22 protein-coding genes and 1 pseudogene are annotated in these 26340 nt (G+C 61.6%); 19 read left to right on the plus strand and 4 right to left on the minus strand.

Translation table 11 applies throughout. From position 1 onward, the window contains the following. Positions 1 to 144 precede the first annotated feature (144 nt). From IDH44_RS16840 to IDH44_RS16865, 6 genes and pseudogenes are all read left to right on the plus strand, one after another. Positions 145 to 606, plus strand: coding sequence for a hypothetical protein (locus tag IDH44_RS16840; protein ID WP_190919642.1), 462 nt, complete (start codon positions 145 to 147; stop codon positions 604 to 606). 115 nt (positions 607 to 721) lie between these two features. Continuing rightward, positions 722 to 1918, plus strand: a complete 1197-nt coding sequence (locus IDH44_RS16845) for a ParM/StbA family protein (RefSeq protein WP_190919644.1) — start codon at positions 722 to 724, stop codon at positions 1916 to 1918. 42 nt (positions 1919 to 1960) lie between these two features. Continuing rightward, positions 1961 to 2308, plus strand: a complete 348-nt coding sequence (locus tag IDH44_RS16850) for a hypothetical protein (protein ID WP_190919646.1) — start codon at positions 1961 to 1963, stop codon at positions 2306 to 2308. A 456-nt stretch (positions 2309 to 2764) separates the two neighbouring features. Next, entirely contained in the window at positions 2765 to 3148 is a 384-nt protein-coding gene (locus IDH44_RS16855) for an SRPBCC family protein (RefSeq protein WP_190919648.1), read from the plus strand. Continuing rightward, positions 3145 to 3483 (plus strand): annotated as a pseudogene (locus IDH44_RS16860) (ArsR/SmtB family transcription factor). The gene IDH44_RS16855 and the pseudogene IDH44_RS16860 overlap by 4 nt, the downstream one beginning before the upstream one ends. 344 nt (positions 3484 to 3827) lie before the next feature. Beyond that, positions 3828 to 5690 carry a PAS domain S-box protein gene (locus IDH44_RS16865; RefSeq protein WP_190919650.1) on the plus strand — a complete coding sequence of 621 codons (1863 nt, stop codon included), beginning with the start codon at positions 3828 to 3830 and terminating at the stop codon, positions 5688 to 5690. Positions 5691 to 5982: 292 nt separating this feature from the next. Here IDH44_RS16865 and IDH44_RS16870 read toward each other — a convergent pair whose 3' ends face one another. Then, entirely contained in the window at positions 5983 to 6918 is a 936-nt protein-coding gene (locus IDH44_RS16870; protein WP_190919652.1) for a helix-turn-helix domain-containing protein, read from the minus strand. Positions 6919 to 7061: 143 nt separating this feature from the next. On the opposite strand from IDH44_RS16870, the gene IDH44_RS16875 reads away from it, so the two are divergent. The 5 genes from IDH44_RS16875 to IDH44_RS16895 all read left to right on the plus strand — a co-directional run bounded on the left by IDH44_RS16875 (position 7062) and on the right by IDH44_RS16895 (position 13227). Further along, positions 7062 to 8204 carry a Gfo/Idh/MocA family protein gene (locus tag IDH44_RS16875; RefSeq protein WP_190919654.1) on the plus strand — a complete coding sequence of 381 codons (1143 nt, stop codon included), beginning with the start codon at positions 7062 to 7064 and terminating at the stop codon, positions 8202 to 8204. Further along, the gene (locus IDH44_RS16880) at positions 8201 to 9124 is read left to right on the plus strand and encodes a sugar phosphate isomerase/epimerase family protein (protein WP_190919656.1); all 924 of its coding nucleotides are present in this window, start codon (positions 8201 to 8203) and stop codon (positions 9122 to 9124) included. The genes IDH44_RS16875 and IDH44_RS16880 overlap by 4 nt, the downstream gene beginning before the upstream one ends. After that, entirely contained in the window at positions 9121 to 10431 is a 1311-nt protein-coding gene (locus IDH44_RS16885) for an alpha-L-fucosidase (protein ID WP_190919658.1), read from the plus strand. The genes IDH44_RS16880 and IDH44_RS16885 overlap by 4 nt, the downstream gene beginning before the upstream one ends. Before the next feature lie 36 nt (positions 10432 to 10467). Then, on the plus strand, positions 10468 to 12111 hold the full coding sequence (locus IDH44_RS16890) for a hypothetical protein (protein WP_190919660.1): 1644 nt from the start codon (positions 10468 to 10470) through the stop codon (positions 12109 to 12111). A gap of 201 nt (positions 12112 to 12312) precedes the next feature. Beyond that, the gene (locus IDH44_RS16895) at positions 12313 to 13227 is read left to right on the plus strand and encodes an EAL domain-containing protein (protein ID WP_317890201.1); all 915 of its coding nucleotides are present in this window, start codon (positions 12313 to 12315) and stop codon (positions 13225 to 13227) included. A 56-nt stretch (positions 13228 to 13283) separates the two neighbouring features. On the opposite strand, the gene IDH44_RS16900 is transcribed toward IDH44_RS16895, so the two are convergent. Beyond that, entirely contained in the window at positions 13284 to 13790 is a 507-nt protein-coding gene (locus IDH44_RS16900) for a hypothetical protein (RefSeq protein WP_190919796.1), read from the minus strand. Between the two features lie 173 nt (positions 13791 to 13963). Here IDH44_RS16900 and IDH44_RS16905 point away from each other — a divergent pair, with 173 nt between their 5' ends. Continuing rightward, positions 13964 to 14887, plus strand: coding sequence for an aldo/keto reductase (locus IDH44_RS16905; RefSeq protein ID WP_190919663.1), 924 nt, complete (start codon positions 13964 to 13966; stop codon positions 14885 to 14887). Positions 14888 to 15116: 229 nt separating this feature from the next. Here the strand turns inward: IDH44_RS16905 and IDH44_RS16910 are convergent, their stop codons facing one another. Continuing rightward, a complete protein-coding gene (locus IDH44_RS16910) occupies positions 15117 to 15305 on the minus strand; it encodes a hypothetical protein (RefSeq protein ID WP_190919664.1) in 189 nt (62 codons plus the stop codon). A gap of 819 nt (positions 15306 to 16124) precedes the next feature. Here IDH44_RS16910 and IDH44_RS16915 point away from each other — a divergent pair. After that, positions 16125 to 17153, plus strand: coding sequence for a ThiF family adenylyltransferase (locus tag IDH44_RS16915; RefSeq protein WP_223869768.1), 1029 nt, complete (start codon positions 16125 to 16127; stop codon positions 17151 to 17153). Between the two features lie 45 nt (positions 17154 to 17198). Next, the gene (locus IDH44_RS16920; RefSeq protein WP_190919666.1) at positions 17199 to 18569 is read left to right on the plus strand and encodes an aldehyde dehydrogenase; all 1371 of its coding nucleotides are present in this window, start codon (positions 17199 to 17201) and stop codon (positions 18567 to 18569) included. Here IDH44_RS16920 and IDH44_RS16925 read toward each other — a convergent pair. Continuing rightward, a complete protein-coding gene (locus IDH44_RS16925; protein ID WP_190919668.1) occupies positions 18560 to 19639 on the minus strand; it encodes a response regulator transcription factor in 1080 nt (359 codons plus the stop codon). The genes IDH44_RS16920 and IDH44_RS16925 overlap by 10 nt on opposite strands. 261 nt (positions 19640 to 19900) lie before the next feature. Here IDH44_RS16925 and IDH44_RS16930 point away from each other — a divergent pair, with 261 nt between their 5' ends. The 5 genes from IDH44_RS16930 (at position 19901) to IDH44_RS16950 (ending at position 26332) form a co-directional block, all read left to right on the plus strand. Next, positions 19901 to 21277, plus strand: coding sequence for an ABC transporter substrate-binding protein (locus tag IDH44_RS16930; RefSeq protein WP_190919670.1), 1377 nt, complete (start codon positions 19901 to 19903; stop codon positions 21275 to 21277). 25 nt (positions 21278 to 21302) lie between these two features. After that, positions 21303 to 22256: a carbohydrate ABC transporter permease gene (locus IDH44_RS16935; RefSeq protein WP_190919671.1), complete on the plus strand. Its 954-nt coding sequence runs from the start codon at positions 21303 to 21305 to the stop codon at positions 22254 to 22256. Between the two features lie 104 nt (positions 22257 to 22360). Then, complete coding sequence (locus tag IDH44_RS16940) at positions 22361 to 23170, plus strand: carbohydrate ABC transporter permease (protein ID WP_190919800.1); 810 nt, start codon at positions 22361 to 22363, stop codon at positions 23168 to 23170. A gap of 133 nt (positions 23171 to 23303) precedes the next feature. Continuing rightward, entirely contained in the window at positions 23304 to 24992 is a 1689-nt protein-coding gene (locus tag IDH44_RS16945) for a sensor histidine kinase (RefSeq protein WP_317890202.1), read from the plus strand. Then, positions 24989 to 26332 (plus strand): ABC transporter substrate-binding protein, encoded by a 1344-nt coding sequence (locus IDH44_RS16950; RefSeq protein WP_190919673.1) that lies wholly within the window; start codon positions 24989 to 24991, stop codon positions 26330 to 26332. The genes IDH44_RS16945 and IDH44_RS16950 overlap by 4 nt, the downstream gene beginning before the upstream one ends. The last annotated feature ends 8 nt before the right edge of the window (positions 26333 to 26340 follow it).

A 26340-nucleotide genomic window follows, 5' to 3' on the forward strand; every position in this document is an offset into this window, starting at 1 on the left:
GGGCGCCGCTCGGTCCTCTTTGCGCAGCGGACGGGCAGAGGTTAAAACCTTCTCATTCACCGCGCAAACGGGAGGAAATGTGCGAAATGTATATTATAATGGGTTCGTACACCCGAGACATCGCGGAAGGAGAATCTACCCAGCATGGCAAACGAACAGTCTTATTCCAACAACGGTCAGCATTTTACCGTGACGCACGATCTTTTCAATCAGCCCGAACTCGATATTTATGCGCAGATGATGTATATTGTATTGCGGTCTTATCAGACCGAGTCGGCGATTCCGGCCTTGTCCGATATGGCGCGCAAGGGTCGGATGGACCTGAAGCAGGCGATTAAAGCGATGCAGAGCCTGGTCGATCAAAAAATGATTACTCACAAGCTGTTCCAGCAGCTGGTCGGGCCGTTCAACGACGATCGCCTCTCTTGGTCGGCCAAGGGCCTGCTCGCTTATTGCAGGGAGCACCCGCAAGCCAAGCTGCCGGATCTGCTGGCGTTGTCCAATCAGTCGAGCGAGGACGAGCAGGTCATCCGGCGCGCGATTGGCGAGCTCAGCGAGACCGGGTATTTGGAGGAGCTGCCCGAGCTGAAGCGCGCAGTCGGGTAGCGCCGGTAATTTTTAGCAGCATGCAGGAGAATCGCGTTCGGAATGGAAATTATTCAGTATCACCTTTTTCAACGCAGGCTCAAGCCTTAAAATTAGCATTTTAGGAGGGACAAGTGTGGGCTATCATTTTTATGTAGGCAACGACAACGGCAACAGCGAGCACGATATGATCATTGACGGCAATACGATTGTCCAGCCCAATGTGAATTGCACGGTGGACGCGCTCCCGTGGAGCGAGGATCAAGCGCCGGAGAGCTTTATCAAAAACCTCCAGGACCAGCTCGTCGTGACGATCGACTCGCCGGCTGCGCGCCCGGGCATGTACTATGTCGGCAAATTCGCGCTGGAGAGCGGCGAAATTCTCGACAACTTGCAAATCGGCATCGATCTCAAATGCGACATGGATCTGCCGGTTGTCAACAGCTTGGCGCAAATTGCGGCGGTAGCGGTCCAGAAGCATTACGAGGAAGAGAAGAAGATTCCCGAAGCGATCGAGGTCGCAGTCGATATGGCGACCGCGCTGCCGGTCACTCAGCATACGGATGAAACCTCGGCCAAGTTCGAGCGGCGCTTCATGAATGGCACGCATCACGTCACCGTGCACCTGGGCATTCAGCGTGTCGCGGTCAAGGTGACGTTTGCATTTGCCAAGGTGGTGCCGGAAGCAACGCCGGTTATCTTTACGCTGCAAAAGGATGCGGAGGGCAATTGGCGCGAGGGCGACATCTATCAGGAATTTGTCGATACGTACGCGGTGGGTAAAAGCTTCAACGGCAGCTTTTTCAAGGACAAGCGCATTTTGCATGTCGATATCGGCGACGGTTCGACCGAGTACCCGATTACGGAAGGCAACAAATTTTTGCGCCAATTTGTCTATGGCACCCATCACGGCGCAGGGTATGCGATCGAGGAAGCGCTCGACGATTTCAATCGGCTGCTGCATCTCCCCGACAGTCCGCGGCAATTTTTTAGCGATGTGGTCAAAAACCCGAAGCACAAGTACTATGCGCGTGCCATCAAGACGCTGAAGCGGCCGCTTGAAAGTCAGGTCCGCCAGATTGTGCAAAACGTCAAAAAACAGCTGACCAAGGCGAGAAACGAAATCGACGTCATCACGGTGTACGGCGGCGGCAGCATCCTGATGCGCACGCTGCTCTACCCGCAGCTGAAAGAGCTGTGCGACGAACGCGAAATGAAGCTGCTGTACATCCCGCCTCAATACGCGGTGCAGATGAATGCCATGGGTCTGGACGCGTTTGTGCGCGGAAAAATTTACGAAGCGCTAAAAAGCAAAGCCGTGCAGCCGGCCTGACGGGACGTATGGAATGAAGCGCAGGTTGGAAGGTGACCGGAGATGAAGAAGACCAAACTGCCAGGTGAGAACATCAGTCTGAAGACAAAAAAGACCGAGCATCCCGCGGTCATGGAGTGGATCAACGCCCAGAGCAATCTGATGGATTCGCTTCGCTATTTGATCGAAAACGAGCTTCGGCAAAACGGGGTGCGCAACCTGCAGGCGCATGTTCCGGCCGAGCGTGCTCTGCTGCCCGAGGCCGTTCAAGCGGCGGGGGCCGAGTCGGCCATGCTCCATTCGATCGGCCAGCTTGAGAGCGCAGCGGCATCCGAAGCAAGCAGGGATGAGCTTGAACCACCTGTAGAAGAAGACGAAATTGACGATGAGGATATTGAATCCTGGACATAGCCAACCCTCCAAAGCACCCCTTGGTAATTCTGGGTATTACCAAGGGGTGCTTTTTCTGCTGGTTTTAGGCGCGTTTTCTTCATTTTTTTGATAATAATATAATAATCTAGTTGGAATCCCCCTTTTAGTCATACTTAGTGGTACTAATTTGTCCCCAACAGCATTGGAATTTGTAATACCAAAAAATACAAAGTAGGTTTATATAATTCAAAGTATTTCTAGGTATGTCTTGGTGCCTTGCGTGAGTTTGGAGTAAATCTTATATAGAGTCTCAGTGGGGATTGCATGGCATCATCGTATTGAGATGCGCTTGAAATGAAACCAAAAGGTTTCATAAAATAAAAGCAGACACAGGCCGCGCAAGAGTAATGACACGAGAAGGCTAGTGAAAAGGAGGCAGTATGAGAAATCACGAAACGCAAGAGGTGCCGGACGTTGTAAAAAAGACGACCTTCCATGCACCGATTGACAAAGATTGACAAAGTGTGGGCGGCTGTCGCGACGTCCGATGGACTGGCGGCCTGGTTCATGCCCAATGACTTCGAACCGGTAGAAGGGCATGCGTTCCATCTGGGATCCGTTCCGTTCGGAAGCTCGCCCTGCAAGGTGACCGTCGTCGATCCCCCGCATCGTTTGTCGTTCCGCTGGGCGCAGAGCTGGACGCTGACATTCGAGCTGGAGGCTCAAGGCGATACGACCCTGTTCACTCTGACGCACTCCGGCTGGGAGGCGGCAGGGCAGACCGAATTCGGCGAAGCGAATAGCGTCGTGCGCGAGCGCATGAACGGCGGCTGGACCGGCTTGGTCGAGAAGCTGCGCGGTACGGTCGAGGCCGGATGATCGACCGCGCCTCTTCTGACAGGCCGGATGTCTTCCAGGCCATCGCCGATCCGACCCGGCGGAGCCTGATGCATTTGCTCACCGACGGCGAGATGCCGGTCGGCGCGATCAGCAGCCATTACCCGATGAGCCGTACTGCGGTGTCCAAGCACCTGCGCCTCCTCCAGGATGCCGGACTGGTCAAGGGGCGCAGAATCGGTCGCGAGACCCGCTACCGGCTTGATGCGGAACCGCTGTGAGAGCTGAGCCTCTGGCTGGCTTATTACGAGCAATATTGGGACAACAAGCTGGATGTGTTAAAGCGTCTCGTCGAGACGTCGGACGAAGGCAAGTAATAAACGTAAAATACGAGGCTACGCGGCGAAATGAGCGCCACATCCCGGATGAAGCGCTCGATTTCGCGGAACGAAACTTATTCGGCCTTAAAAAACGGCCTTGCCGTTTCGTCTTGAAATCGAGCAAATCCGGCATTTCACATGCCGGACGAGGCGCTCGATTTCGCGGAACGAAACGTGCTGCGCCGCCAGAGGAGGGCGCAGCACGTTTCGCCTTGCCGCAAAAGCAGAAGCAGCCCATTTGACGCATTTTGCATGAAGTTCGCTTGTATTTCTTTCTCAATTGGAAAATCTCGTATATGATAGAGGGGGATAGATTAGACATTCGGGGCTGGTGAACCGGTATGGGGGAAGAGAAGCAGAGCGTCGGAGGAGCCGACAGGCGGCAAGCGGCCGAGAGGCTGCTGGGATACGGTCCATTTGTACAGCTGCTGGCCGAGAATCCGCTTGTAGGCCTTTACATATGGCAAGGAAAAAGAATGACATACGCGAATCGCCGCGTCTGCGAGCTGACGGGGTATACCCCCGATGAGCTAATGCGCATCCCGCCGATTGCCTTGGTTGCGCCGGAGGACCGCGCATACATGCGGCGCCGCACGATGCCCGGGGTCCATGAGGATGTGCTGTTGCCGCGCGAAATTCGCATCGTGCACAAGCGGGGACAGATAAAATACGCCCATGTTGCGGTCCAAACGCTGGAATGGGAGGGTTCGGAGCTAAGCTGCGCCATGTTGACGGACATGACGGAGTACCGAAAAACCGAGCGCCAACTGCTGGACAGCGACGAGCGGTACCGCAAGCTGATCCGCATCTCGCCCGAGCCGATGGTCGTCCATAGCGAAGGCATGCTGATCTACGTCAATCAGGCGGCAGTGGCGCTGCTTGACGGACAGAGCGAGCGCGAGCTGCTTGGACGCCAGCTGCTGGACTTTTTCCACCCGCGTCAGCACGGCTTCATTCGCGATCGCCTGCGCAAAATCAAGGCCGGGCTGATGTCCGATTTTGCCGAGGTGACCCTCCTCACGCTGAACGGCTCGGAGCTGGAGGCGGAGGTGTCCGGCGTCATGATCACCTCTTTTATGGATGAGCCGGTCATCCAGACGGTGCTGCGTAACATTACTGAGCGCAAGGCGATGGAGAACGCACTGAAGGAAGCGGAGCTGAAATACAGGGTCCTCGTGGAAGAGGGGCTCGTCGGCGTCTACATGACGCAGGAGGGCAGAATCGTGTACGCGAATCCGCAGCTATCCGAACTGCTGGGCTACGCCGCCGGCGAGCTCGAGGGCATCGCGGTCATCGAGCTCATCGCAGACGAGGACAAGGGGCGCTACAAGAGCAATTGCAAGCGCTGGCTGACAGGCAAGCGGCGGCCCGGCGACGGCGAAAGCTTCGAATACGTGATGCTGCGCAAGGACGGAACGCATGTATTCGTAGAGGGACGGGGCTCGACGATCATCTATAATGGCAAAGCCGCGGTAAGCGGCATGGTCATGGATGCGACCGAACGCAAAAAAACCGAACAATTCCTTCGGAATTCAGACAAGCTGTCCGCGCTCGGGGAGCTGGCGGCGGGACTGGCGCACGAGATTCGCAATCCGCTCACGGCACTGCGCGGCTTCACCCAGCTGATGAAGGCGCGTTCGGGCGGCAACGAGACCTATTTCGAGCTGATGCTGGAAGAGCTGGACCGCATCAATCTGATCGTCAGCGAGTTCATGGTGCTGGCTCGGCCCGAGGTGACGCATATCGAGTACAAGGACGTACGCAAGCTGCTCGATACGGTTGTCGCGGTGCTCGGCTCACAGGCGGTGATGAGCAGCGTGGAGATCGTTACCCGCTACGCCGCGGAATTACCGGTCGTGCCGTGTGACGAGGGGCAACTCAAGCAAGTCATCGTCAATGTCGTCAAAAACGCCATCGAGGCGATGCCGGAGGGCGGTCGCTTGACGGTGGAGGCGTATGCGGATAGCGCGAGTCATGTCACCGTCCGATTCATCGACCAGGGCGTCGGCATCCCTGAGGACAAGCTGGTACGCCTGGGGGAGCCGTTTTATACGACGAAGGAGAAGGGCAACGGTCTGGGGGTCATGATGTGCTTCAAAATCATGGAGTCGCACAAAGGCACGATGCGCTTCAAGTCTAATCCCGACAAGGGCATCACGGTCGAGCTGAAGCTCCCGACCTCGGAAACGGCGGAGGCTTTGTGACATCATGGCCTCGAATCACGTCGAACTGCTGGGCAATCTGACAAAGATGGAACGCGCGAAGCTGCCCGGTCGTATGGCGCGATATGGGCTGCGCGGGCCCTTCTAGATTTCGCGGAACGAAACTTGCCCGGCCGCCGAAGCCTGGCCGAGCCGTTTCGCCTTGAAATCATAGCCGGCCCGACCAAGTCCGAGCCCTTCTAGATTTCGCGGAACGAAACTTGCCCGGCCGCCGAAGCCTGACCGAGCCGTTTCGCCTTGAAATCATAGCCGGCCCGACCAAGTCCGAGCCCTTCTAGATTTCGCGGAACGAAACTTGCCCGGCCGCCGAAGCCTGACCGAGCCGTTTCGCCTTGCGGCATTGCGATGGCGAAACGCGCTTGTAATGGCGAAAGAGCTGGCTGAAATAGTTGACGCTGCCAAATCCGACCCGGAAGGCGATCTCGGTGACCGGCTCCTCCGTCTCAATCAATAGCTGCTCCGCCGCATTGACGCGATGCAGGTTGACATAGTCGATAAACGTTTTGCCGGTCATTTTTTTGAAGGTGCGGCAAAAGTGGTAATCGCTGAGGTTGACGATCGCCGCAGCCTGCTGTACCGTGATCTTCTCTGCGTAATGCCGCTCCACATGCGAAATCAAGGCCTTGAATCTGGCCGTCAGCTCCGCCGCAAACGAATCGTCGTGGGCCCGCAATCCCGCCCGGTCGTTGTGGCGCGTCAGGTCGACAAGCAGCAGCTGCAGGATGGTGCGTATGGCCAATTGAAAACCCTTACACACAGCGGCATACTCTTCGACCAGACGATCGACATGCGAGACGATGCGCGCATACCCCTCGTCCCGCGGCGTCAGCCGGCTCGGGAACAAGCTGCGGCCGCTCATATACGGCGCCGTAATCTCGGTGTGGTAGGCGTCGGCCAGCGAGCTGCCGACGAGCGAGGAATGAAACACGAGCGCATCGTAGGCGACCGGTTCGTCGTCCTCGGCGAAGCCGGTGTGGATACGGCCCTGATTGACGAACAGCAGGTCGCCCGGCTCCGGGCGAATCGTCTCCGAGCCGATGTGAAAAACTGCACGCCCGCGCAAGAATCGAATAATCTCCCAATCGTCGTGCCAGTGCAGATGAAGAATCGGGTTGCCTGCCGGAACCGACTGGGCAATATGGAAAATATCAAACGGATACCCCGGCTCCGGATGCGGAACCTGCTGCTTGAGCTGATTCGGATTCGTCATAGGCGTTGCCTCCCGGGCAGCAAGATGCTTTAACTATTCAGCAAGATTCGGTAGAGCATCCTGCTAGCTTTCTTCTTATAATTATACTCAATCCGGCACGCGAGCGAAAGCGCATGCCAATGATTGGGAGGCGACAAGCGCCAATGGAATGGATCACGAAGGAACAATATCTTCCAAGTCTGGACAAGGACATTGATTACAGCCGGCACGGCATCGGATTGATCGGCTGTGGCTCGATCGCCAACCAGGCGCATCTGCCCGCCTACAAAAAACTCGGTCTGCAGGTGGCAGCCTGCTGTGACGTCGACGCTGAAGCGGCGCGCAAAACAGCGGAGGCGTTCGACATTCCCTTCTGGACGACGGACATTCGCGAGCTGCTGCAGAGGCGCGAGGTCACGATCCTCGATATGGCCGTCCATCCGAAGGCGCGGATGGCGCTGCTCGAGCAGATCGCGAAGGCGCCGCGGCCGGTGCTCTGCCAAAAGCCGCTCGACGTCGATCTGCGTCAAGCGAGAAAGCTGGGCGAATTCGCACGCGAGCATGGCATCGTCATGGGGCTCAATCAGCAGGCCCGCTGGGCGCCGGCCCATCGCGCGCTCCGGCTACTGCTCGATCAGGGGCTGACCGGCGATATCTATGCGATCCAGCACACGATGCGCGCGTTTCAGGACCAGGAGGGCTGGTGGTGGACGCGTATGGAGGACTTCAATATCGTCGATCACGGGATTCACTATCTCGACCTGTGCCGCTACTTCGCCCAGTCGCCGAGCAGTCCGGCGCTCGAATGGGAGCGCTTGCATTGTGCGACAGCGATGCAGCCGGGTCAGCAGTCGATCAGCCCGCTCATCTACGCCGTCAATATCGAATACGGCGAGGTCGGCGGACGCAGCCCTTTGATGGCCGCGCTGCAGTTCAACAATATCGTGCGGGCGGGCAATGCGCACAGCTATACGTGGTGGATCGACGGCAAGGACGGCAGCATCTGGGGCGATCAGGAGCGGCTCTACGTCGCGATGACGAAGGCCCCTTCCACCGTGCACGAGATTCGAATCAAGGGCAAATGGTTCCCGGACGGCTTCGCCGGCTCGATGGCGGCCTTCATCGCCGCGGTCGACCGCGGCGAGGCGCCGCCGGTGCCGGTGGACGACCATTACAACACAATTGCGCTTACGACGGCGATGACCCGCTCGAGCAAGGAAGGACGCGTCGTCGAGCGAATCGCAGTGCTGCAGGAGGCGACGGGCGGCGAGCAGGCCGCGGCAGCAGGAGAGGGGGGACAGCCATGAGCGCAATCGACAAGCGCGCGCCCGAGACTGCTGCCGGCAATCAGATGAATCCGCTCGGCCTGATGAGCTATATCTATCTGGAGCATCGCGCGGAGGAGATGGCCGATGCAATGGCTGATCACGGGGTGGGACGGGCTCAGGTCGATCCGCGCCAGCAGGGCCTGCTGGATGCGCAGGGCGAGTGGAACGCACAGCAGGCGGAGGCGATCCGGTCGGTCTTCGCGCAGCGCGGCATTGCGATCCCCGTGCTCTCCGGATATATGAATCTGCTGCATCCGGACCCGGCGCGCCGCGAGGCCAACGTGCTGGCGATGGAACGGCTGCTGCGTCTGGCGCCGGCATTCGGCGCGGAGGCAGTGGCGACCGAGACCGGCAGTCTGCATCCGACGAACCAGTGGGCTTATCACCCGGATAACGCCTCGGAGGCGGCCTGGGAAGCCTTGTGCGCAGTCTGCGAGCGGCTCGGGCGGGTCGCTGCGGACCATGGCGTGACGCTACTGCTGGAGGGTTATGTCGACAATGTGCTGGCCCGGCCCGAGCAGGCGTCCGCGCTGATGGCGCGTCTGCCCGAGCGCGGGCTCGGCCTGGTGCTCGACCCGTTCAATTACTTGACCCGGGACGATCTGGCGGCGCAGGGCGAGGCGCTGGGACGTATCTTCGATCAGGTGGGGCCGCGGGCCGTAATCGCGCACGCCAAGGACACTGTCTATACGGCCAAGGGCATCGACACGCCGCGCCCGGGCGCGGGTGATGTCGATTGGGCGCAGGTGGCCGGCCTGCTCGCAGAGCGGATGCCGGAGATGCCGCTCTATCTCGAGCATACCAAGCCCGAGGAAGTCGGCTCGGCGCTGGACTATATTCGCGACAGCTATGACAAGGCGGCCGCCGGCCGCGCCAAGCAGAGAGGAGACGGACAATGAACGATTACGTAGAGGTGGCGCCGACGATCGGCGATTCGAGCTGGTTCACGCATGCCCGTTTCGGCATGTTCATTCACTGGGGGCTGTACAGCCTGGGGGCGCGCCACGAATGGATGAAGGGCCGCGAGCACATGACCAACGAACAATACGACAAGTACTTCAAGCGCTTCGACCCGGATCTGTACGATCCCGAGCTGTGGGCGCGGCTCGCCGACGAGGCGGGAATGGGTTATTTCGTCGTGACGACGAAGCATCACGAGGGCTTCTGCCTGTGGGACAGCGCCCTCACCGATTACAAGGCGACCCGCACGCCGGCCGGGCGCGACCTGCTGCGGCCGATGGTCGACGCCTTCCGCGGGCGCGGCCTGCGCACCGGGCTGTACTACTCGCTGCTGGACTGGCATCATCGGCACTATACGGTCGACGTGAAGCATCCGCTGCGCTACGACGAGGCGTTCCTGGCGGACCAGTCCAATCGGGACTGGCAGCAATACGTCGAGTATCTGCACGGCCAGACCAAGGAGCTGCTCAGCGGCTACGGCCCGGTCGACATGATGTTCTTCGACTTCTCCATTCCGCCGGAGGAGGGCTTCGCAGGCAAGGGCAAGGACGAGTGGCAGAGCGAGCGGCTGATCCGCACGATCCGCGAGCTGCAGCCGAATATCCTGCTCAATGACCGGCTCGGCGTGCGGGGCGACATCACCACGCCGGAGCAATATCAGCCGCGCGAGTGGATCCGGGTGAACGGGCAGCGCGTCGTGTGGGAGGCGTGCCATACGTTCAGCGGCTCGTGGGGCTACTACCGCGACGAGGAGTCGTGGAAGAGCGTGGACACGCTGCTCAAGATGCTGATCGACACGGTGGCCAAGGGCGGCAATCTGCTGCTCAATGTCGGCCCGACCGGACGCGGCGAATTCGACGCGCGCGCGATCGACCGGCTCAAGGGCATCGGCGCCTGGATGCGTTACCACAAGCGCGCCATCCACGGCTGCACGGCGGCGCCGGAGCGTTTCGCCTGTCCGGATGATTGCCGCTTCACCTACGATCCGCAGCGCCGCCGGCTCTATCTGCATGTGTATAGTTGGCCGTTCAAGAACATTCACCTGCGCGGCTTTTCCGGCCAGGTCGAATACGCGCAGCTGATGCACGACACCTCCGAGATCCGGATGGTGGAAGGGCACAAGGCGATGACGATGGAGGCCGGCGCCTTCAACGAAGGGCGGCCCGAAGATACGCTCACCCTGCAGCTGCCGGTCAAGCAGCCGAACGTGACCGTGCCAGTGATCGAGCTATTCCTCAAGGACTAGAAACGCCCTCATCCGACCGCAAAGGAGACGAGTATCATGACACAACCGAAGCTGGGTCTGCAAGGCCCTGTCGTCGCCTGGCACGATCCGTGGGCAGGCGAAATATCCGACGAAATCATGCGTACCGGCACGGGCAGCGTCTACCCGTCCCAGGACCCGGCGCCGCCGCCCGGCGCTTTCGTAGAGGCGATGCAGACGCTCGGCGCGGACTTCTACGTCCATCACATGCTGCCCAATCTGGCTGGCCAGTCCGAGATGATCCGCGACATGACTCGGCACGGCATGGACGTCTGCCTCGGCAACGAATACGGCAACATCAACGGGCCGTACGTGGCGGGCACGAACCGCTACGACGTCCCGGACGAGCCGCTGCTCGAGGCGGCCAAGAGCGGTCGCCTGATCGGCCTGCTCTACGACGAGCCCGAGCATCTGCAGATCAATGCGGCGCAGTATCTTAAAAAGGACTTCCTGCCGCACTGGGGCCGAACGGACGGCCTCGCGCCGGCGCAGGCGAGCGAGCGGCTCGCCGTATCCGTGGCGGCGCGCGATCGCCACGTACGGGAGCTGCTGGCGGGGGCGGGGCTCGATCCGGCGGCGGCGCCGCTCGTCGCCGAGCAGGTCTTCCCCGTGCTTTTCCACGCCCAGGCGAGTGCGGGCATGACGCCGTGTCCCAAGGTGATGAAGGAATCGTTCCAATCGCTGCAGCTGGCGACGGCGCTCGGCGCGGCGCGCCAGTACGGCCGCGCCATGTGGATCTGCGCGGATCTGTGGGGACCGGACGTGGGCGAATGGTTCATCCGCACCTCGGGCTTCCCGGGCCATTCGCCCGAGGAGTACGAATCGGCCCTGCGCATGGCCTACTACATGAGCCCGAGCCATCTGTTCACCGAGAATATCGACGTGCTGCTCCGCTATGACGGCGAGCGCTTCAGCAGGACCGAGTTCGGCGACGTATGGGCCAGCTTCGTGCGCGAGTTCGTGCCGGCCCACCCGCTGAGCTGGAGTCATGCCGACGCGGATCCGGACATCGTATTCATCCACTCCGACGACAGCAATTACGGGCAGAATGCCCGGCTGTTCGGCAATCGGGAGCTGGAGGGGACACATGAATCGCAGAGCATCTTTCACGTGTGGCACCTGCTCAGCCACGGCACGATCCCGGCGCACGGCAGCTGCATGCATATCCCGGGCTACACGTTCCCGCGTCAGCAGCTCAAGGCCGAGGTGCCTACAAAGGACTTCCCGCTGGCGCACGGGCGCGCCTTCCCGGAGGAGGATCGGGTGCACACGCTGTTCCATCCGGTGAACAATGTGCTCGTCTACGACGAGACGGTGGGCGCGGACGTGCTGGGCCATCCAGGTCTGATCGTCGCAGCGGGCTCGCGCCTGTCGGCGCGGACGCTGCAGGCGTTGCGGCAGCGCGCCGAAGACGGCGCGGACGTCGTCATTGCGAGCTGGCTCATCGCGCCGCAGGCGTGGCGGGAGAGCGGGCGCGTCGGCAGCGGCCGCTGGCTTGTGACGGACGATTTCCTCGACGATCCGCGCGTACGCGAGACGCTCGCTCCGCATCTGGGGGCGCCGGACTGCTGGATGCAGCGCTTCGGCGACACCGAGGTGCGGATGTATCGCGGCGACGCACGCGGCTTCACGCTGGACTTCGAGGTAGGCGTCCGGTCTTAAGCGGACGCTTCGGCATAGGGCTCGAAACCTGCACGGCTAGTGCGGCGGTTCGAGCTCTTTTTGCGCCGGCTGGCAGGAGATCGAGAGGCGGCGGACGAAGTAGTGAAGGCAAATGCATTCATTCGACAGAAAGCGAGGTGGGACGGCATGACGTCATGCTCGAATTGTGGCGGAATTTCGCCCATTCATGATGAAGGAGAGGTGAGCATTACGTATGGGACCGGAGCGGGAAAGCGAGAGGTCTATCGATCCGAACAGGAATTGCTCGAACTGTTGACCGCATTGCACCGGGCGGACGGCGAGCAGCGAGTGCGCATCACGGGACGATCCGGGGCGGTCGCAATCGACAGCGGCGAGCTGCCGCTAGCAACGTATATTGCGAGGCTGCACCATGCCGATCTGACCGCCATCATTAAGGATAAGCAGTTTCGCTGCTTCATGCAGCCGATCGTCAGGACTGCGGACGAATCGGTCTATGCGTACGAATTTTTATTGCGTCCGCTTCCGGGAGGCGCGGATTTTCAGGCCGCTCGCTTATTCGAGGTCGCACGGCAGACCGGTCTCCATTCCTTCCTGGATCGCCAAGCTCGCATTTGCGCCATCGAGACGGGCGCGCGGCACTTGCCGCACGGCATCAAGCGCTTTATCAACTTCCTGCCGTCCTCGATCTACAATCCGAGTTATTGCTTGACCCATACCTTTGACGCGATTCGCAGCCATGCCCAGCAGCCGTCGGATTATGTATTCGAGGTGGTCGAGACCGAAAAAATCGACGATGTGCGTCACCTGCAGCGTGTATTCGACGCCTACCGCACGAGCGGCATGCGCGTCGCGCTCGACGATGTGGGACAGGGCAGCGCGACGCCGCAGCTCGTGTGCGAGCTGCGGCCGGACGTCGTGAAGATCGACCGTTCGCTCGTGACAGGGTGCGACCACCGACCGGAGCAGCAGCGTGCGATCGACGAGATCATCGCGCTGGCGGCCTCGTTCGGGGGGGAGGTCCTTGCCGAGGGCATCGAGACGCCGGCCGAATGGGCCTATCTAAGGCGCACGGGCGTGCATTTCGGACAAGGCTATCTGCTCGGCCGTCCGGCCGCCGAGCCGCTCGTTTCCTGAGCGATTCGAACGGGATGGGGGGGGAGGGCAGGCGCGACGGGCGGCCGCAGTCCCCGCTAGGCGCGTCTTCGCCGCCCGGCGACCATCAGCAGAGCGCCCGCGAGGATGAATAGAATGGCGAGCAGCGGCTTGCCGAGCACGAATCGGTTGAACAGCGCGCCCAGCGAGAACAAGACGAAGAACATCAGCGACAGCACCGTGAGAATATTGATCGGGATGAGCAGGTACTTGTTGCGGCCGCCGAACCAAAAGAATTCGAACAGGCCGAGGGCAGGGGCGAGGATGAAGCCGGGCCAGATATAGGCCCAGTTGTCCAGCAGCATGGCGATCTGGCAGAATACGCCGACCGTGAACAATACGCCGCCAGGGATGAGCAGGCCGCTGCCGCGCCGCTCCAAAACGGAGAAGTAGAGCCAGTGGAAAAAAAGACTGAGCGGAATGACAAACAGACTCGGCCAGAAATAGCCGATCATTTCGCCGGGACTGAGCGTTTCGCCGCGATTCAAATACAGGTATACGCCGACAAGCAGCAGGAGCGGACCGATTACGGCGCGCGCAAGCATTCGGGGATTCATCGTTCGCTTCACTCCGTTTCCTTAAAAGAGTATGCTTCGTTACGTTATACTGTAACAGACGGGAGTCCGGCTGTCCTCCATCCGGGGGCGGCGGCGCGCCCTGGACCAAAGTCCAGGGCGCGAGCGGACGACGATCATGTATGCAAGGAGCGTGATTCGAGATGAAATATCGCAAATTGGGAACGAGCGGCCTGCAGGTGTCGGTCATCGGCATCGGCACGTGGCAATTCGGAGGCGAATGGGGCAAGGCGTTCACCGAGCAGGAGGCGGCTGCGATCCTGGACAGCGCACAGGCGCATGGCATCAACCTGATCGATACGGCCGAGTGCTACGGCGATCACCTCTCCGAGCGGCTCGTCGGGGCGAGCATTGCCGGGCAGCGGGACAAGTGGATCGTCGCGACCAAATTCGGCCATCATTTTCACCGTCACATGGACCGTACGCAGCATTGGCGGCCAGAGGAGGTGCAGAGCCAGCTCGAGGGCTCGCTGAAGGCGCTGCGCACCGACTATATCGATCTGTATCAATTCCATTCCGGCACAGATGAAGTGTTCGACAACGACGCCTTGTGGACGATGCTGGACAAGCAAGTGCAGGCCGGCAAAATTCGGCATCTGGGCATCTCCATCGGCAGCAACGCCAACCTGCATCAGACCGAGGCGGCGACCCGAGTGGGCGCCCGTGCCATTCAGGTTGTCTACAATCGGCTCGATCGCAAGCCGGAGGAGCGCGTCTTCCCCGCCTGCGAGCGCCAAGAGCTGGGCGTCCTCGCGCGCGTGCCGCTGGCCAGCGGCTATTTGAGCGGCAAGTATCAGCCGGGAGCTTCTTTTGCCGCCGACGATGTGCGGGCGGCGCACAACGAAGCGGACGTGCGTCGCAAGCTGGAGGAGGTCCAGCGGATTCAGCGCGATGAAGTGCCGGCAGGTACGGAGATGGCCAAGTGGGCGCTGGCCTGGTGTCTGCAGCATCCGGCCGTCACTTGCGTCATTCCCGGCTGCAAGTCGGTGCAGCAGGTCGAAGACAACGCGGCCGCAGCGGAGCTGGAACTTGTCCGCCCGGATCATCCGCAAGCTGTGGCGCGTTGAGCTAGCTCCTCCATACGGCAGTTGCGACGTGCCGAGCCAATTCTCCCACCGGCGCCAGAGCAGTACCTCCGCACACTGCTCCTTTTCAGGCCGGCCGCTCTGCCTCTTGCGCAGAGCGGCCGGCCTGTTTGGCCTCACCTCTCATCCTTCAATTGTGATTCCCTCATCCACCGGTTATCAACAATTGGGGATAATAACTCTATATTTGTGGATAAGTCTGTGGACAAAATCAGATTGCGATCTGATCGACAGAGGATGCGCGAATCGCCACTCTTTGTTGTGGGTTACCGTCACTATGGTAGGTTTGAGCTCGAAAATTGACGATTCCTATCGTAATTCTAACATGCCCTCCCTCTTTTTCTTGTGAAAACGGCATTTTCATATCATTTTCGAGCGAAAGTTCGTTCGGCTGGATCATCGAGTCTTCCATTCGATCCAACTCGGTACAATTCCGCTACTCTTCTAGAAAGTCTTTATAAAGTACGATGAAAAATAAGCGATGAAAAATAAAGCCGCCGTGCTCGAAATTCGATTTTGCTGGCCTTATACTTGTCTGGATTTCTCGGAACGTAACTTGTGCCGTCGCCAGAGGACAGCGACAGACGGTTCGCCTTGGGCGAATTTCATCTCATATTCGGCCACCCTAGCACTTTTCCACCACACTTCTAAACGTCAGTCCTTTGGCCTGTTCTGTCAGGCGTATTCCTTCCGTTCGTATTCCCTTCATCAAAATCCATCAATTGGGTCGCATGAGTCGCGCAACTCAAATTTGCTTTATTACAACCAATGCTATCTTCAAGTCCGCTTTTTTTTGCCTTCATTCCCTCGGGATATGAGGATTTCACAAAAATCAAGAGATATGTTCTTGCATTATCCGATTTCAAAGCAATTTTGATTTTTGTGTGAAAAAATGCAAAAAATTAATGAGTGAATTAGGGGGCTCAAGAGCTTTTCTTTTTGTCTAAATGAAATGGAATTTAGAGTTGCCGCAGACCCGTCACGATAATAAGCGGTTCACTGCTGTGCGCTGCAACTACTGACGGTCATAAGGCGCTTCATTTCTTCGAGATGCCAAGTTGACTGGCAATAGAGCGAGAAAGTAACGCTACTGCGTGTGTGGGAGGCAGGCGAGGATGTGCGCACCGCCGCCAAAGCACGGCGGTGCGCGTTTCGCCTTGGGGCGAAGACGAGCTTGAGCTATAATGAGAACAAGAATCTGTCCCGGAGGCGAGAGCGGATGAAGGAAGAAGATAAACCAATGGACGATCGCTACTCCAGACAGCGCTTGTTCGCGCCGATCGGGGAAGTGGGCCAGCTGCGTATCCGGCAGGCGCGCGTGCTGATCGTCGGAATGGGCGCGCTTGGCACGGTGCTCGCCAATCACATGGTGCGCTCGGGGATCGGAACCGTGCGGATGGTCGATCGCGACTACGTGGAGCCGAGCAATCTGCAGCGGCAGATGCTCTACGACGAGGCAGATGCCGCCGCCTGCCAGCCCAAGGTTGTCGCGGCACGGGACAAGCTGGGCGCTGTCAACAGCGAGGTTGCACTGGAGGCGCACATCGCCGATGTCGGGCCGCACAATGTAGGCGAGCTGCTGCAGGGGATGGACCTGGTGCTCGATGGCACGGATAATTTCCAGACACGACTGCTGCTGAGCGATGCATGCTTCCGTTGCGGCATCCCTTTTATCTACGGCGGTGCGGTCCGCGCGCACGGCATGACGGCTATTTTTATACCGGGCCGCACATGCTGCTATCGCTGTCTGGTCGGCGCCCAGGAAGGCGGTGGACCGACCTGTGACACGGTCGGCGTCATATCGCCGATCATCGACATCATCGCGTCCTTCCAGGCTGTTGAGGCGCTCAAGTATATCGTCGCCGGACACGGCGCCGTGCGCGAGAAGCTGCTCACCCTGGACGTCTGGCACGATCAGCGCTTCGATATGAAACTTCCCCCGGCACGGGAAGACTGTCCGGTATGCGCGAGGCATGCATACCCGGCGCTAGAGGAGGCAGAGCCGGGTGCGGTCACCTTGTGCGGGCGCGACAGCGTGCAGATCGCGGGTCGGCGGCCGCTCGATCTGGCTGCATGGGCAGAACGATTGGCCTCAATCGGAGATGTCCAGCGCAATCCGTACTTGCTGCGGGTGTCCCTCGGACAAGACGAGCGGCTCGTGCTGTTCCCCGACGGTCGCGTGCTGGTGCAGGGTACGACCGATCTCGGCCGAGCACAGGCGCTGTACGACCGCTACATTGGCTCGTGAGCCATTGCCCGGGAAATAATCGACTGGAACGAAAGGGGCGATCTTATGAACGAACCAATTCCAGCGCTGGTCCAGGAGCTGCGTCAGGGCTATGAAGAGGGTGCGACCCGCGAGCTCGGGCGTCGCGTGGCCAGACTGCGCGCGCTGCACGATGCGATTCAGGCTGCGGAGCCCCGCATCCTGGCGGCGCTGCGCGCCGATCTGAACAAGACGGAATATGAAGCCTATCTGTCCGAGGTCAGCTCGCTGCTCGCAGAGATTCGCTTCGTCGTCAAGCGGATGAAACGCTGGAGCCGGCCCAAGCGCGTCCGGACGCCGGCGACCCATATCGGCTCGCGCAGCTATGTCTATTCCGAGCCGTATGGCGTCGCGCTCATTATCGCGCCTTGGAATTATCCGTTCCAGCTCGCGATCGCGCCGCTGATCGGCGCGATCGCCGCTGGCAATTGCGCGGTGGTCAAGCCGTCGGAGCTAACGCCGGCGACGGCGGCCGTCATTCGCGAGGTCGTAGAGGGCTGTCTGAACGACGGCACGGTCCGCGTCGTCCTGGGCGGCATCGAGACGGCGCAGGCGCTGCTCGCCGAACGCTTCGACTGCATCTTCTATACCGGATCGACCGCGGTCGGCCGCCAGGTGATGGAAGCGGCGGCCCGCCACCTGACGCCGGTCACGCTGGAGCTGGGCGGCAAGAGCCCATGCATTGTCCACGCCGACGCCAAGCTCGAGGTGGCGGCGATGCGGATCGCGTGGGCGAAGTTTTTCAATGCCGGGCAGACCTGCGTGGCGCCGGACTATGTGTATGTGCATCGCTCGGTGCGCGAGCCGTTCATTGAGGCGCTCGTGCGCGCGATCGAGACGATGCATCGGAAGCGGATCGAGCAGGGGGAATTCACGCATATCGTCAACGAGCGGCACTACGATCGACTGCAGCGTTACCTCGGTCAAGGCAAGCTGCTGCACGGCGGCGAGGGGAATCGGGATACGCTGCTGCTGGAGCCGACACTGCTCGGCGAGGTCAACCTGGAGGATGAGGTGATGCAGGAAGAGATCTTCGGCCCGATCCTGCCGATCCTCGTCTACGATGAGCTCGGCGAGGCGATCCGCGAGATCGCGCGGCGGCCCAAGCCGCTGGCATTGTACTTGTTCGCCGAATCGGCCGATGTCCAGCGGCAGGTGCTGCAGCGGCTCTCCTTCGGCGGCGGCTGCGTCAACGACGCGATGTTCCATCTGGCGACGCCGTATCTGCCGTTCGGCGGAGTCGGGGACAGCGGCATGGGCGCCTATCACGGCAGGGCGAGCTTCGAGGCATTCAGTCACCGCAAGAGCGTGCTGAGGCAAAGCACAGCCTTCGATATGCCGCTGCGGTATCCCCATCACAAGCGAGCGCTTTCCTTTTTGCGCAGATTTTACAAGTAAGCCGGTCCGTCCGGACGCGTCCGGTAACCGCTGGCCAGGCTGCGCTTGCGGAATTCGCTCGGTGTGCAGCCGTACGCTTTTTTGAACAGCTGTCCGAAATACTTGCTGTCCTGGTATCCGGCCTGCTGGGCGACGGCGGCAATCGAGCGCTCCGTCTCGCCCAGCAGCCGGGCGGCATGGCGCAGCCGCACCGCGGCGGCGTAATGGACGAACGGCACGCCCTTCTCCCGCTTGAAGAGACGGCTGAGCGTCACCGGATGGATGCCGAGCGTCCCGGCCACCTCCTCCAGGACGGCCAGCCCGCCGCTATCTTCAATCGTCGTCTCGGCCTGGCGGATCAGTCCGGCCTTGGACACGTCCTTGCGGAAGGCAAGCGAAGAGAGTGCGCCGATCCCCTTGAGAATAAAACGTCTCAGCTGGCTGCGCAGCTCGGGCCAGTGCGATGCGGCGCCCACCCAGTCGAGCCAATAATCCACCCGCAACTGGTCTGGCGCAGGCTCGCGGCGGTCGCCCACCAATCCGTCGTCGAGCAGGGCCATGAGCGAGGCGGCCTCGTGCTTGACCTGGGCCAGGTCGAGCCGCTCCAGTCGGTTCATCCAGTGCTCCAGATAGAAGGCGGTACTCGAGGCGTCCAACTGTTGCGCCGCATGCAGCACATGCTTGCGTAGCGCTTCCATAGCGGGCCTCGGACCGCCGGCCTCGGCCGCCGCCTCGAACATGAGCCGGCCCACCACTTCTGCGAGCTGGCGGCTGTCGACCGGCTTGAGCAGGCAATCCGCAGCACCCCAGCGCAGTGCCAGCTGCGCATCGTCGAACTCGCGGTAACCGCTTAACAGCACGAACGCGGTAGCCGGCAGCCGAGCCTTGACCTGCTTGAGCAGCTCCAGTCCGCCGAGCTCCGGCATATGCCAGTCGGCGATCACCAGGTGAGGGCGCACCCGTACGATCGTCGTCAGCGCTTGCTCGCCATACAGGGCGTCCACGATTTCCGGCTCCGGTTGCAGCTGCCTCAGCTTGCGAATCAGCCCTTCCCGCTCCGGCCCGTTACTTTTGGCTACGCATATTATCACTGCCTTCTCCTCTCAGCGTCCGCGCCGCGCATGCCGCCGCTTCCGCTCCTTCAATCTCTTACGCAAAATTGTCTCATAAATCGCCGTGCACGGTCAATGCGCTACAGTTGCAGTCGCTTGGGAATCCGATACAAGCGTGGAAAAATTTCAACCTCATCGTGGAAGAATACCGCCTTTAGCTTCCCCTCTCCCTGCTCTAAAGTGAAGAAGCAAGCCAATCAAGGCAGGGCCAAATCGTAAAAAAGGGAAGGGGAACTGGGAATGCGGGGCAAACAACGATTCGGAATGCTGCTGCTGGGCGCGCTGCTGGTCATCATGCTGGCAGCCTGCTCGAGCGGCGACAACGGCAATGACGCCAACGGGGACAACGGAGGCGCAAACCAAGAGACGCCGGCGACGGGCGCAAACGGCGGTACGAATAACGAGCCTGCGCCGCCGGAAGAGCCGGAGGAGCAGATCGAGCTGTCCTTCTGGACGCTCGGCAATACGAACTACGAGGAGCTGGCTGAGCAATGGACGGCCGAGCATCCGAATGTCAAGATCAGCATTCAGAACACGGGCGACCAGACGGCGCACCACAACAACCTGACGACGGCGCTGTCGGCCGGCTCGGGCGCGCCGGACATCTTCATGCTGGAGATCGGCTTCATGGAGCGCTTCATCGGGGCCGAGGACAAATTCTACAACTTGAACGAGCTCGGCGCAGAAGCGATCAAGTCCAAGTACCTCGACTGGAAGTGGCAGCAGGCCTCGTCGGTCGACGGGGACTTCCAGATCGGACTGCCTACGGATATCGCGCCGACAGTCGCTTATTACCGCACGGACGTAGCGGGAGCGGCCGGACTGCCGACCGATCCCGCCGAATTCGGCGCCATGATCGACACCTGGGACAAATTCGCAACCGTCGCCGCCGACTTCACGGCCCGGACGGGCAAGCCGTTCACCGATCTCAAGGATCTCGTCTACAACGCCCTGCGCGATCAGGCCGACGGCGAAATCTACTACAGCAAGGAAGACGGCTCGTTCATCGGCGATACGAATCCGCAGGTGCGCGAGGCCTACGATTACACCGTAAAAGGCATCCAGGAGGGCTGGATCGGCAATTGGGCGCTCTGGTCGCCGGAGTGGGGCCAGGCGACGAACGACGGCGGCTTCGCAGTCATGTTCGGACCGGCCTGGATGAACGGCAACATCAAGAGCAACGGTCCGGACTCGGCGGGCAATTGGGCAATCGCGCAGCTGCCGGAGCAAGCGGGCAACTGGGGCGGCTCCTTCCTGAGCCTGCCGCGCGAGGGCGAGCATCCGGAGGAGGCCTATGCCTTTATCGAATGGCTGGTCAACGAGGAGAATCAGCTGGAGACGTTCAAGTCCAAGGGGCTGATGCCGTCGACGCCGGCACTGTTCGAGGACGAGGCCTTCACGAGCTACACCGACGACTTCTTCGGCGGTCAGGCGATCTCGGTGGCGTACGGCGAAGCCGCGGTCAGCGTGCAGCCGGTCTACTACGGCCCGCTGCACGACCAGACGGACACCTATTTCAAAGACGCGCTGCAAAATGTCATGGAAAAGGGCAGCGACCCGCAGGCCGAATGGGAAAACGCCGTGCAAAAAGCAAAAACACTTGCGGCGCGCAGCTAAAATCACGTAAAGGAGGGAGGGCCCATTGGCACGACCGCTGCATCAGGCGGGAGGGTCCGCGCGGGCCGGCTGGAGCCGGCTCAGCGAGACCCGGCGCGGGTACCTGACCGCCTACCTGTTCATCTCGCCTTTTTTTGTGTTGTTCGCCGTCTTCGGCCTGTATCCGATCCTGTTCACCATCTACTTGTCATTCTACAAGTGGGACGCGCTCGGGCCGATGCGCTACGTCGGGTGGCAGAATTACGGCTTCGTCACGAGCGATCCGATCTTCTGGACGTCGTTCGTCAATACGCTCCTCATCGGCGTGCTCGGCACCGTGCCGCAGCTCGTGCTGGCGCTGCTGATCGCCGTCATGCTCCATACGGCGATCGGCCGCACCAAGCGGATCTTCCGCGTGCTGTTCTTCCTGCCGAATATCACCTCAATCGTAGCTGTGACGCTGCTGTTCAGCACCTTCTTCGGCAACAACGGCATGGCCAACTGGCTGCTGCAGCAGACCGGCCTGGGCGCGGTCGCCTGGAATTCGGGCTGGTGGGGCGTCAAGCTGGCGATCGCGAGCATGGTGATGTGGCGCTGGACCGGCTACAACGCGATCATCTATCTATCCGGCCTGCAGAGCATCCCGGCCGATCTGTACGAAGCGGCCCGCATCGACGGCGCCGGGCGCGTGCAGCAGCTGCTCTCGATCACGCTGCCGCTGCTGAAGCCGTTCATTATCTTCACGGTGCTGCTCTCGACGATCGGCAGCCTGCAGCTATTCACCGAGCCGTACGTGTATCTCGGTCAGTCGGGCACGGGCTCTACCCGCGAGGAGGGCATCACCATGGTCATCTATCTGTATAGCGAAGCATTCCGCAACAGCTTCTTCGGCACAGCGGCGGCGACGGCCGTGATCCTGCTCGGGATCACGATCCTGTTCTCGCTCGTCAACATGTGGGTGTCGAATCGGCTGGGCGGCGATACGGGAGGGGGACGCTGATGGCTGCGAATCTCGATGCTCGTACGACCGCACGAGGAGGAGGTCGCCCGCAGCCCGGCCGGGCGCCGCGCGCCGCCCGGCTGCCGCGCCGCGACCGGGCTGCGATGCTGTGGATGCACGGGCTGCTCGTCCTGGGCGCGATCGTCTCGACCTTCCCGTTCTACTGGATGCTCGTGGTCGCTACCAATGACGCGGGCGCGGTGTTCCACGTGCCGCCGCTGCTCACGCTCTCGGATCAACTGTTCGCCAATTTCGAGCGCGCGCTGGAGCGGTCGGAATTTTTCCAGGCGCTCGGCAATTCGGTGTTCGTCTCCGGGACGGTGACGCTCTCGGTCGTGTTCTTCTGCACGCTCGCCGGTTATGCCTTCGCCAAGTACAGCTTTCCGCTGAAGCGGCTGCTGTTCGCACTCGTGCTCGGCACGCTGTTCGTGCCGACGCAGCTGAGCGTGCTGCCGACCTACGTCATCATGGCGGAGCTGCAGTGGATCGATACGTTCCGGGCCCTGATCGTGCCGGCGATGGTCAATGCCTTCGGGATCTTCTGGATGCGGCAATACATCAGCGCGGCGGTCCACCCCGAGCTGATCGAGGCGGGCCGGATCGACGGCTGCGGCCACTTTCGCATCTTCCGGACGATTGCCGTGCCGGTCATCACGCCGGCGATGGCGACGCTTGGCATCTTGACCTTCATGAATACGTGGAACGACTTCTTCTGGCCGCTCGTCGTGCTCAAGGACAAGAGCCGCTACACGATCCAGATCGCCCTGCAGCAGCTGTTCACGACCCGCGACGGACTCGATTACGGCATGATCATGGCGGCGACCTTTGCGGCCACGCTGCCGCTGCTGCTCGTCTTCCTGCTGCTGAGCCGCTGGTTCATCGCCGGACTGACCTCCGGCGCGATCAAGAGCTGATGGCAATAACCGGTGGATGTGCTGTATACTGTGAGTAAACGGTTGCAACCGCGGCGGGGAGGGGAGCAGGCTGAAGCTGAGACGCAAATACTGGATCGCTATCGCGCTGCTCATCTTCCTGCCGGTCGCCTGGATGGGCGCGGTGTCGTATTACACCTTCTCCAGCGCAATTACGGAGAAGTCCGTCTCCTTCTACCGCGTATCGCTATTGGAGACCGACCGCAAGCTCGGCTACGCGCTCGGCGAGATCACCGCCGTCACCAACGCGGCGATCACCCAGCCCGTCGTGCAGCAGGCGCTGAAGCAGGGCGCGAGGCCGATGAGCTACGACCGCCGTCAGGAGATCAACCATCTGCTCGTGCAGCATCCGATGGTGCGGGGCTTCGGCCTCTACGGCCAGGACGGCACGCTGCTGTACGGCTACAATATGCCCGCAGCAGCCGACGCGCCCGAGCGGGCATCCTGGTATGCCGCGATGGAGGCGGCGGGCGGACGCCCGGTCTGGTCCGGACCCGGGGAGAACGGCGTGGCAGCCGGCACGGATGTGCTGATCCACGCCCGGCTGATCAAGGACTTCGACTCCTTGGCGAATATCGGCGTGCTCGTCATGCACGTCAAGCCGGACCTGCTCGACCAGGTATTCTGGGACAGCGCGACGCTGCAGCAAGGGGACATCCTGCTGGTCAATGCGAGCGGGGACGTCGTATTCGCCAAGTCGGGGCACCACGTCGGCGAGCGGCTGGCGCTGCCGGCGGCCCCGGCGAACGGCCGCGCCGCCGGCAGCTACGAGACAGCCGACTACTACGGCGAGTCGTCGCTCATGACGTACCTGCCGTCGCAGCAGCCGGGCTGGATGCTGGCGGCGATCACGCCGTCCGCCCTGCTGCGCGCCGAGCTCGAGCCGATTCGCAATACGGCCGCCGCGCTGCTGCTATTCGCGCTGCTGTCGGCGGTGCTGTTCGACCGGCTGTTCATCGCGCGGCTGGTGGGCGTGATCAGCAGCGCCGTCAGCGGCATGAAGCGCGTACAGCGGCGTGTCTTCGAGCCGCTGCCGGTGCCGCGCCGGGCCGAGGATGAGACGGATCTGCTGATCGAGGGCTTCAATCGCATGGGCGCGCAGATCGGCGGGCTGCTGGAACGCGTGGAGGCCGAGCAGCGGCTCAAGAAGGAAGCCGAGCTGCAGGCGCTGCTGGCGCAGATCAACCCGCACTTCATCTACAATTCGCTCGAAGCGATCAATTCGATGGCCGTGCTCCAGGGCAACCGGGACATCAGTCGCATGGTCGTCTCGCTGGGCAAGCTGCTGCGGATCAGCATCAGCGGCAAGGCCGAGCTGATCCCGCTGGAGGCGGAGTTCGAGCATGTGCGGCACTACCTGCACATTCAGAAGTACCGCTTCGAGGACAGCTTCGACTGGGAGCTGGCGCTGCCGGCGGAGCTGGGCGGCTACCCCGTGCCCAAGCTGATCGTGCAGCCTCTTGTGGAGAACGCCCTGCACCACGCCGTCGATCCGGCGCGCGGCAAGGGCGCGGTCCGCGTGGAAGCCTTCGCCGACAGCGGCCGGATCTGCATCGAGGTCCGCGACAACGGCCCGGGCTTCGATCCGGACGCGCTGGCGCGCCTGGCCGCAGGCGAGTCGGCCCCGCCCGCGCCCCGCGGCGGCGGCGTCGGGCTGCGCAATGTGCACGAGCGGCTGCGCATCCGATACGGCGGTGGCAGCGGGCTGATGATCTGCTCCGAGACCGGCGGCGGCTCGCGCATCCGCATGACCCTGCCGCAGCTGCCGGTCGCGGCAGCGCGCGAAGGAGGGGACGAGGCATGAGCCGCTGGAGGCTATGGGGCTGGCTGCTGCTGTATGTTGTCGTGTTGAGCGGGACGGCGCTCGTCGGGCTCGCCTCGCGGCCCGAGCCGTCCGAGCCGGAGCAGGCAGCCAAGCTGACGCTGACGCTGCGCCACTTCTGGATTCAGGCGCATGACCGCCAGGTGCTGGCGATCTTCGAGGATGTGGTCCGCGCCTACGAGCGGGAGCACCCGCACGTCAAGGTGAACTTCGAGGGCATCGACCAGACGGTGCATCGCGAGCAGAAGCTCAAGAGCGAGATGGTGACCGGGACGCCGCCCGACCTGTTCGTGCTGTTCGGCGGCGCCGAAATCGAGCCCTACGTGCGGGCCGAGCGGCTGCTGGACCTGACGGACTGGCTGGCCGAGACGCAGCTGGCGGAGCGCTTCCGCGATCTGGGCGAGTGGAGCTTCGACGATCGCGTGTACGGACTGCCGGTCGAAGGGCATGCGGAGCCGCTCTATTACAATCGCGAGCTGTTGCGTGCGCACGGCTTGCAGCCGCCGCGCACGCTGGATGAGCTGGATGCGGTGGTGGAGCGGCTGCTGGAGGACGGGGTAGCGCCATTTGCACTCGGCAATCAGGAGCGCTGGCCGGCGGGCATCTACGCCCATTATCTGATGGACCGCTACGCCGGGCCGGAGCAGATCCTGGCGCTGGCTCGCGGCGAGGAGGGGGCCTCCTTCGCCAATCCGGGCTACCGGCAGGCGCTCGCGCATCTGGCGCGATGGGCCGAGCAGGGCGCATTCGCCGGCGATCCCAATACGCTCAGCGCCGAGGCGGCGGTCGAGCTGTTCACGCGCGGCGAGGCGGCCATGTACGCGAGCGGCAACTGGGACATCACGCTGTTCGGCAAGGACGATCCGGACTTTCCTGAGGCGGTGGGCGTGATGCCGTTCCCGTCGCGCGCGGCAGAGACGCCGGGCACGATGGCCGGCGGCTACACGATTGGCATCGGGCTCTCCGCCAATCTGCAAGGGGCGGCGCGCACGGCCGCGCTGGAGCTGATGGAGGCGTTCTACACCGAGGCGGTGCAGACGCGTATCGCTTACGAGGGCTTGCGCATCCCGGCGCTGCAGATGCCGCTGGACGCCCGCCGGACCGACCCGGTATTCGCCCAGGTGCTCGGTCTGCTGCAGGAGCGGCCGCCCGACTTCCTGGCGTATGACAACGTGTTGGCGCCGGAGGTGAAGCGCGACTTCCTGCGCGAGGCGGCGGAGCTGATCGACGGCCGGACGGACGCGGCAGGCGCGCTGGCGGAGATGGACGCTTCATCAGCAGCTTACTGGGAGCAGCGGCTGGCGGTTCCATATATCGAGTGAGAGGAGGG

It is taken from the genome of Paenibacillus sabuli, from assembly GCF_014705605.1.
Taxonomy (GTDB): Bacteria; Bacillota; Bacilli; order Paenibacillales; family Paenibacillaceae; genus Paenibacillus_D; species Paenibacillus_D sabuli.